Source organism: Desulfobacter curvatus DSM 3379, from assembly GCF_000373985.1.
In the GTDB taxonomy this organism is placed as follows: domain Bacteria; phylum Desulfobacterota; class Desulfobacteria; order Desulfobacterales; family Desulfobacteraceae; genus Desulfobacter; species Desulfobacter curvatus.
The window spans coordinates 1-8,433 of record NZ_KB892922.1 but is presented as its reverse complement, the minus strand read 5'-3'; the positions used below and the strand labels follow the sequence as shown (position 1 = coordinate 8,433).

Below are 8,433 nucleotides of genomic sequence, written 5' to 3'. Positions count from 1 at the left end.
ACAATGGGGCTTCCCGAGTTCTACAGCGTATCTCTTCCTGCATGCCACGGCCTGTTGACTCCGACGGACCTTCACATCCTCGCCGATTACGGATGTTTCTGTGTTGCCTTCGGCGACCGTTAAAACCCTCGGCGTCCGCGGGTTGCTCTCTCGAAGCTGTACCAGCACTTCAGGGAACGCGGTCTCCCCTGCGGCCTACAGGATGCTCTGCCTACGCTTAACCCATCTTGTTCGATGTCCTTTTTATTGATCTTTCAGTTGGGTGAGTCCATCTGCACTTTTATTCGGGATTCCGGGTGCAGCTCGTTTCCAGCCAAGTTTACTTAGCGTCCCAACTTACAATAGCCGGTATATCTCCGCCATGGGTCCAAGGCTCGATACGGGTGGGTGGCTAACCCTTGCTGAGACCCATTACTGAATTTCACCCGACAGGGACTTTCACCCTGCAAGATACGCCGAGCTGAGGGGCCAGGCTTTTAAACCCCAAAAATTCCCGATAAAAAGTTAAATTTTCCAGAACCATGCACTTCCGAAAGGCCGCGCAGTAAGCCTGGTCCCTCTTCCGGGTAAAGGCATCGGTTACCCGACGCCCTCCCCACAGACCCGTACGTGAAAATTTCCCTCATACGGATCCTCGGTTCAGGCTCTTTTTACCGAGCCGTCAACCAATCAGGCGACACCCTGATTGGCGCATGACTATGCTACCCATGGGCGGCAACAGCCGCCCGAATGCACTTTACTGGAATTTGGTGATACAGTTTGTGGCCTCTGAGTGCCTCCTGTAGTTCCTCCCAGTAAAACGTCACACCGGCTTCTCCTTACCTGCAGAGGGTCGCTTGGGCCTCACTTCCCCACCTTACCGTTCAGGTCTCGTTTCACCCTGAACTTCGGTACTATGATCAGCTAAGACTGCCAATTGGCCGTCACGGGTTTGTTCGCTTTTAACTATCCGCCCCCCGTTACCTCGCGTTGCCCGTCTTTTATGTTTGTGTTTCCACTTGAATGTGAACTCAACTGCCTGGCGGGGTCTCCATGCAGATGCCGGGATTTTGCCCATGGCTGGATTTCCTGATACCGTTCTTATTCTTCAAGGAACCAATTGGCTCTCCCCAGTTCCCGAGCTACCCCTTTGAAAACATGCCTTGGTCGAAGGGTGACTCACAGGCTTGCCATAACGCCTGTAAGTCTGCTGCCTTCCGTCACGCTGGAATGCGTCGGCTTTCCCTCTGCAATCGCGGGGTTTATCCTTATGGACCACAACTATACATTTTTCGCAAGCTCAGTACAGAGCCTGCAATCTTGTTCCATCCAGCTTCAGACCTCCGTCTCCGGTTTTGCCTGTGGATTTCACTAATGAACTGCCGGCTAAGCTTTGTTCATGTGGGACTTTCACCCACTGGGTAACATTATCGAATTTCATCCTCCTGCTCGGTTAAATCCCAACGATTCGGATTTATCTGGACACGACCAGCGTTTTGTTCTCTTTATATTCTTGGATGGTTACCCCAGCCACCTTTAAGCAGTAATTGCTTGTAGAGGGATAATTTCATTCTCTATTTTTGTCATATTTTGTTTGGCCATCTTGAGATCATAACTGATCTGCAGGTTCATCCAAAATTGTGGTGTGGTGTTGAAGTATCGAGCCAACCTGAGAGCAGTATCAATGCTGATTCCTCTCTTTTGTCTTATCACATCGTTGATCCGTGGTGCTGGTACGCGCAAAGCAATAGCCAAAGCATTAGCACTCATATTTAATGGTTCTAAATACTCTTCTTTGATTATTTCTCCAGGATGGATTGCTCTCATATTATTCATAATCTGTTACTCCTAATGGTAGTCTGTTATCTCCACATCGTATGGTTCATCAGACCGCGAAAAGCATACACGCCATTGCTTATTGATTCTTATGCTGTACTGCCCCTGTCTATTGCCTCCCAATTTTTCAAATCGATTACCGGGTGGGGACCGTAAATCAAGCAACTCGACTGCACTGTCAAGCATTTGGAGCTTGCGTTCTGCTTGAGCCTGAAAAGCTCTGAATTGCTTTGGGCTGTTTCCTTCATAAAGGGCTTGTGTATGCTTGCATTTAAAATTCTTTATCATAGTTAAAACTATAACGTCATGCGTTAAATGTCAAGCGTATGTTTTTAAGAAGATCTCGCGGTAGGAACGCCGGTTACCCAGCGCCCCCCGCACAGTCCCGGACGTGCGGTTTTCCCGCATCCGGTTCTTCGGTTAGACTCGCTTCCGCGCGGACCTTCACAGTTACCCGTTACAAGATCCAATTGCTATTCCCCGCAGTGAGGTTGGCTCATGTTATCCAGCCCTACATGTCCGGCACGAGTTTCCTTTGTGGGCTACGTCCTTCCGTCAGGTCCTTTCCCTTACATGCATGGTGTACGCATGTGTGTGGCTGGCTTTCCCAACCTCTGAGTACTATGCCTGATAAGACACCCCAATGGCATATAGCCGCCTTGCAACGACCCACCTGAATTTTGAATAATTCATACCAGGAGCACAATGGGGCTTCCCGAGTTCTACAGCGTATCTCTTCCTGCATGCCACGGCCTGTTGACTCCGACGGACCTTCACATCCTCGCCGATTACGGATGCTTCTGTGTTGCCTTCGGCGACCGTTAAAACCCTCGGCGGCCGCGGGTTGCTCTCTCGAAGCTGTACCAGCACTTCAGGGTGCACGACCACCCCTGCGGCCTACAAGATTCTCTGCCTACGCTTAACCCATCTTGTTCGATACCCTTGTTATTGTTCTTTCAGTTGGGTGAGTCCATCTGCACTTTTATTCGGAATTCCGGGTGCAGCTCGTTTCCAGCCAAGTTTATTTAGCGTCCCAACTTACAATAGCCGGTATATCTCCGCCATGGGTCCAAGGCTCGATACGGGTGGGTGGCTAACCCTTGCTGAAACCCATTACTGAATTTCACCCGACAGGGACTTTCACCCTGCAAGATACGCCGAGCTTCGCTCGGCACCGACAACGTGGCCCTCACCGGCTGGGGTGGAGCGCAGCGGAATTCCCGTCCGTGTGCAGGGCATGGTGTGTGCCGGGCACGGCACATGTTCTTAAAAGTGAGTCAAATGTATAGAATTTCAATACATTTGGCAAGTCTTAGACCCAGCCTGATGGAGGCGAAGGGTGTAGTGGTATGGCAACGGGGTACCGGTGACGATACTTCGGAAGGAAGCCGCGCTGCTAAGGCAGGGCACCACAAAAGTACGGGATGACGTACAGAAACCGAGTATGAGGCGCACATATCGGGACGAGCCTGCACAACAAGGTAAAGTCCTCTATCCATCACAGGGTATGTCCGTAAACTCGGCATTTACGTACTGAAAGGCATGTGTTTACCCCGGGAGATCTCCCATGTGCCGAAACGGCTGAGGGCCGGGTAACCGGTCCTGACCGCATGGGAGAAGTCAGCAGAAGGCATAGTAGCCGGTGGAAATGAGCCCCGCAAGAGCGGGGAGGCCTCACCCCGGTAAAGGCCTGAACGGTGCCCGGGCCGAACGGTCCGGGTAAATGATAATGACAAATAGGAGGTGTGTACTTGTGAACAGACGGCCACAGCAGATGGAACTGTTCCCAGCGTCACAGATTGCCGAACGTCTGGGAAACAACGACCGGTTAATGGAAATGATCCTTGAGCGCAACAACATTATCCGGGCATGGAAACAGGTTTGTGCAAACAAAGGTGCCCCCGGTATAGACGGTATGAAAACCGGCCAACTCGGGAACTACCTGGCAAAGCACTGGCCTGAAATTGAACAAGACCTGCTTAACTGTAGGCATAAACCGCTGCCGGTAAAACGTAAGGAAATCCCCAAACCAGACGGCGGTATCCGTTTGCTTGGAATACCCACGGTGCTTGACCGGTTTATACAGCAGGCCATAGCCCAAATCCTGGAACAGGTATGGGAACCTTTTTTCTCTGAATACAGCTATGGATTCAGGCCCGGCAGATCCGCACACGATGCGGTGATGCAGGGTAAAAGGTACATGGTTGAAGGGCATACATATGTCGTTGACATGGACCTGTCCAAATTTTTCGACCGGGTTTCGCACGACCGCCTGATGAGCAGACTCGCCGGCAGAATCAAGGATAAGCGCGTATTAAAGGTCATACGGCAATATCTAAGATCCGGTGTCATGATTTCAGGCGTTATGGTGCCTACGGAAGAAGGGACTCCCCAGGGAGGTCCGCTCTCTCCTTTGCTTTCCAACATCGTCCTTGATGAGCTGGATAAGGAACTGGAGAAACGAGGGCATCGGTATGTCCGTTATGCCGATGACTTTATGATCTTCTGCAAAAGCCGGAAAGCGGCCGAAAGGGTTATGCAGAGTATCACCAGGTTTCTGACCGTGAGACTCAAACTCAAAGTAAACCAGGACAAAAGTGCTGTCAGCAGACCGTGGCTGCGCAAATTCCTTGGCTTCACATATTTTCAAATGTGTGGACAGTCCAAGATTCGGATTCATGCCAAGAGCATGAAACGGTTCAAGGATAAAGTGCGGGTATTAACCAGCCGCAAACGGGGGAAAAGTCTGTGGCAGGTCATCCAGGAATTGAACCAATACTTTCGGGGATGGTGGAATTATTTCCGGCTCACAGAAGCCAAATCATTCCTCAAAGGGCTCAAAATCTGGATAATGCGACGGCTGCGAAGTCTGATCTGGAAACAATGGAAAAATCCCAAAACCAGGGTTCGGAATCTTGAGAAACTTGGTATTGCTCACCACGACGCCATGCTTTGCGGCAATGCCCGCAAAAAGTATTGGCACATGAGTAAAATCAAATGGGTGGCCATTGCCATGCCTGAACGATATTTTATTGATAAAGGATTATATCTGCCCGGGAACTGATTCCTAAAATCAGCCGAACCGCCCTGGTACGTGATCCGTACGCCGGGTGGTGTGGGAGGGCTCCTCAGTGATGGGGAGTCCTATCCCGATTAGCCTTATCTTTCTAATTACGCAAAATCTTGTTGTCTTTGAAGTTTTCTCATTTCTAGCCGACAATACCAATCTTTCCCTCTATCTCCGCACCTATCTCGTATAGCTTCTTTTAGACTACGAGTGCGACTGTTCAGCTGGCGCACGTCCGCAAGGAAGGAATCTCTTTGGGTTTGGACTTTGTCGCGGTCATTAAATAGGTCTTTCCTCATTGACTTAACTATCTTTATTTGCTCAAGAAACTCGGAGAACTTCCCTCTATCCTTTTGCTCCTTTGCCACATTCAGTTCTTTTTGCAGTCTTGCAATTTCCTCTTTGGCTTTCTTGAGCATCTTCCCCAATCCGACTAAGCTGGATCGTGCATCTTGAAGTAAGCTGTAGGCTTGATCGGCAACCTTGACTGAAGAGTAATGAAGATCGACAAGGAAATGGTAATCATAGCTTGACTGAGCTTCAGCAATATGTTGCTCAATATTCTCCCTATGCTCTTCTACGCTTCTGCTAACCTCTTTCCGTTTTCTTTCCCAATTCTCTCGAGCTTCACGTTCATCCTCCTCAACCACATCATAGATAATCTTGCTGACAACGGCAGCACCTCCAAGTGCTGCCCCAACTCCCAAAGCTATTTTCCACCAACTCATGTTCTATCCCTCCAGCAAACGTGGAGAAATCTCAACTGGCGGAAGAGCCTCAACAAGGTTCTTTAGCGATTCGTTTGACTTCTCACCAAACTTTGGAAGCTCACGAGTAATTTCGGTAGTCATATCTTTGTACATTTGCCTTTCCTCAAGAGTTATGTTGGGTTCAAAAGTTTTCTTTTGAGCAAGCTTAGCCATCTCAAGCACCTCTCTTCGCTCGATGTGTAGCCTCTCTAGTTCGGCATTCACTGTTTGATAGAAGCCAATCAAGGCAATGCGCCTGTGTTTAAGTTCCTCCATTTTTAAACAGTAAGTCTTATCTATGACATCATGGGCTATTTCAGCTTGTTTATTAATCCTCTCAAGTTCCGCATCAAGCCGTTTTGCCTCAATCTTGTAGGCAAGCGTTCTGGCATAAGCTTCAGCTATGGCTCCAAGAGGATTGAAAGCCTTTAGAACGGGAATCCATTTGTTTTCCGGCGAGGGTGCAGAATGAGGGGCATCAACCTTGTCGATCTTGCCAACTGATTCTTTTTGAGTTGGAGAGGATTGGTTCATAGTGAAATGTCTTTCTCCTTGGCTAACGGGCTGTTCAGGGGCAGCGAGGTACGAGCCGTCACCTGCAACAGCATTGTTATGATTATAATTGATTAACAACAAACAGGGCATCAGAGTCAGATGTGTTTTCTTCAATATGTCGCTTAATCATTGCTCTATTAGAAGAAATTATAGAAGACCATCTTATGCTCCATGCGCGGTAAGCATGCCAGCTATACCCAATATACAATTCTTTGCTCATTGTTTTCATGGATCGCAGCACAGCTTTTAGGTATAATTCTTCAATAGATGTATTTTTTATTTCCAGAATAGATCCTAAATAAATCAACCATTTTGCAAGATGTTCATATTGCTCCCACGCATTGTTCTCTCTTGTTAAATCCGTCTTTGTTTCTATTATTTTACCAATTGTTTTAACAACCTTTTTATCTTCAAGACTCAAACCTTCTGCAAAAATTGAAGAAATAATTCTTAGAAATGAGTCTTCTAATTTCAGATACTTAGTCTTGAAAGTATTACCATCGTATATAACCCTTCTGATACTTTTCAGTGATTTGTCTACGACATCTTCAATTTCAGGAATTTTTTTGTTTAAATCTTTAAAAAAGTCAGAAAGCTCCAGTTGATCGAGAACTCTTATCCCATAACAATGTGAATAATAGTCTTTTATCTCTTGATCAACTTTTGATCTTGAAACTAAAAAAATATTTAATCCAATCACATGACTTTTAGAAAAACCTTTATAATCGCTTATAATTGCTTTCAAATTAGTATCACCGAGGGAATAGCCCAGAATGACCACTGTATTTTCATGCAAAACGGTGCTTAGTTTTCTTGAAAAGTAGGAATCGTTATTGATGAAATTAAAATAATCATCTGAAGTAATAACCATATTATTAGGCGAGTCTGTAGAACCATGGACATGGTAGACTTTAACGTTTGAGGAAGCTCTGGGTATTGGTAGACCAGGAGCGATTGATTGGCAAGTATTCTCACCAGAAAGGTTTTCTAAAAGTTTATCATAGTTTGTCGTAACGACTCTATATGATCTTTTGGAAAGGAATTCTTTGAGTTCAGAATTATCGCCTTTTAATGAAATAGCATCTATTATCTTTGCTGCTTCTTCATGAATAGATTTGTTATTATCACTTAGTTTAATAGAAATGATTTGAGCGCGTTCTTCTAAGCTTAATGGATTAGAATTAGTTTTAGGAAAAAGAGAGGTTTTTAGGTCTTCACCATTGGGCAACAAATCACATAATTCTTCAAGCAATTTTTGCCAACTTGGCGCATTATTTTCGGTGACCGCTTTTGAGAACCCTGTACCAGTAAATAAGCATATCCTATTTGATGCTACAGCATACGCAATCTCGAACATTTCACTCAACGTGCTTCATCCTTATCATAACGTTGCGGGTAACTTGGCGGGCGCGTCGTTTTGCCCGCTCAAGTTCACCCGGTTGTTCGCCGGTTTCACCTCAAATAGTACAAATATATTGCAAACGGTAAAAAATTGCCTATAGCTACCTTCGACACATCTGGGTGTTTTTTAATCATGTACTGTAAAAGAGCGTCAAAATCCCAATCCTGCATGTCTGCGTATTTTCCGTGTGCACCAGCGTAGAACTTTGATTTGTTGAATTTACCAAGTTCTTTTTGAACATTATTTTTAAACTTCCGAATTACATCAATTTTTTCTTGATCATATGGACCAAGTTTTTTTTCGCGAAGCCGACGTTTGATTTTTCGTTCAGATTCTTCATGGTCTGAGACGGAAAATTCATATGCAAGTCCGACAAGGACCTCGTCTTCGTATGTTGGTGTGTCTTTTTTCTTTTTCATATTCAAAGGCGAACGGGGAGCTGAGGGGCCAGGCTTTTAAACCCCAAAACTTCCGATAAAAAGTTAAATTTTCCTGAACCATGGACTTCCGAAAGGCCGCGCAGTACGCCTGGTCCCTCTCCAGCGTTTGGTGTGTGCCGGGCACGGCACATGTTCTTAAAAGTGAGTCAAATGTATAGAATTCCAATACATTTGGCAAGTCTTAGACCCAGCCTGATGGAGGCGAAGGGTGTAGTGGTATGGCAAGGGGGTACCGGTGACGGCACTTCTGAAGGAAGCCGTCCTGCCGAGGCAGGGCACCACAAAAGTACGGGGTGACGAACAGAAATCGGGTGTGAGGCGCACATACCGGGACGAGCCTGCACAACAAGGTAAAGTCCTCTATCCATTACAGGGTATGTCCGTAAACTCGGCATTCACGTACTG

At 46.5% G+C, this 8,433-nt stretch carries 7 protein-coding genes; 1 reads left to right on the top strand and 6 read right to left on the bottom strand.

The genetic code is table 11. The annotated features are described in order from the left end of the window. Positions 1-1,515: 1,515 nt before the first annotated feature. Entirely contained in the window at positions 1,516-1,815 is a 300-nt protein-coding gene (locus B147_RS0103325; protein WP_020585830.1) for a HigA family addiction module antitoxin, read from the bottom strand. A gap of 12 nt (positions 1,816-1,827) precedes the next feature. Next, positions 1,828-2,103, bottom strand: a complete 276-nt coding sequence (locus B147_RS0103320) for a type II toxin-antitoxin system RelE/ParE family toxin (protein ID WP_020585829.1) — start codon at positions 2,101-2,103, stop codon at positions 1,828-1,830. Positions 2,104-3,568: 1,465 nt separating this feature from the next. Between B147_RS0103320 and ltrA the strand changes: the two genes are divergently transcribed. Then, a complete protein-coding gene (gene ltrA / locus B147_RS0103310; protein WP_245568910.1) occupies positions 3,569-4,879 on the top strand; it encodes a group II intron reverse transcriptase/maturase in 1,311 nt (436 codons plus the stop codon). A gap of 107 nt (positions 4,880-4,986) precedes the next feature. Here ltrA and B147_RS0103305 read toward each other — a convergent pair whose 3' ends face one another. From B147_RS0103305 to B147_RS31480, 4 genes are all read right to left on the bottom strand, one after another. Then, positions 4,987-5,610, bottom strand: a complete 624-nt coding sequence (locus B147_RS0103305; protein ID WP_020585826.1) for a hypothetical protein — start codon at positions 5,608-5,610, stop codon at positions 4,987-4,989. A gap of 3 nt (positions 5,611-5,613) precedes the next feature. Next, entirely contained in the window at positions 5,614-6,165 is a 552-nt protein-coding gene (locus B147_RS0103300; protein ID WP_020585825.1) for a hypothetical protein, read from the bottom strand. Positions 6,166-6,247: 82 nt separating this feature from the next. Continuing rightward, entirely contained in the window at positions 6,248-7,543 is a 1,296-nt protein-coding gene (locus tag B147_RS0103295) for an SIR2 family protein (protein ID WP_245568911.1), read from the bottom strand. 95 nt (positions 7,544-7,638) lie between these two features. Beyond that, positions 7,639-8,007: a hypothetical protein gene (locus tag B147_RS31480; RefSeq protein WP_020585823.1), complete on the bottom strand. Its 369-nt coding sequence runs from the start codon at positions 8,005-8,007 to the stop codon at positions 7,639-7,641. Between the last annotated feature and the right edge of the window lie 426 nt (positions 8,008-8,433).

Excerpts from the sequence above, each read along its gene's own strand:
- B147_RS0103325 (WP_020585830.1), bottom strand. The coding sequence starts at position 1,815 with ATGAATAATATGAGAGCAATCCATCCTGGAGAAATAATCAAAGAAGAG.
- B147_RS0103320 (WP_020585829.1), bottom strand. The coding sequence starts at position 2,103 with ATGATAAAGAATTTTAAATGCAAGCATACACAAGCCCTTTATGAAGGA.
- B147_RS0103305 (WP_020585826.1), bottom strand. The coding sequence starts at position 5,610 with ATGAGTTGGTGGAAAATAGCTTTGGGAGTTGGGGCAGCACTTGGAGGT.
- B147_RS0103300 (WP_020585825.1), bottom strand. The coding sequence starts at position 6,165 with ATGAACCAATCCTCTCCAACTCAAAAAGAATCAGTTGGCAAGATCGAC.
- B147_RS0103295 (WP_245568911.1), bottom strand. The coding sequence starts at position 7,543 with ATGTTCGAGATTGCGTATGCTGTAGCATCAAATAGGATATGCTTATTT.
- B147_RS31480 (WP_020585823.1), bottom strand. The coding sequence starts at position 8,007 with ATGAAAAAGAAAAAAGACACACCAACATACGAAGACGAGGTCCTTGTC.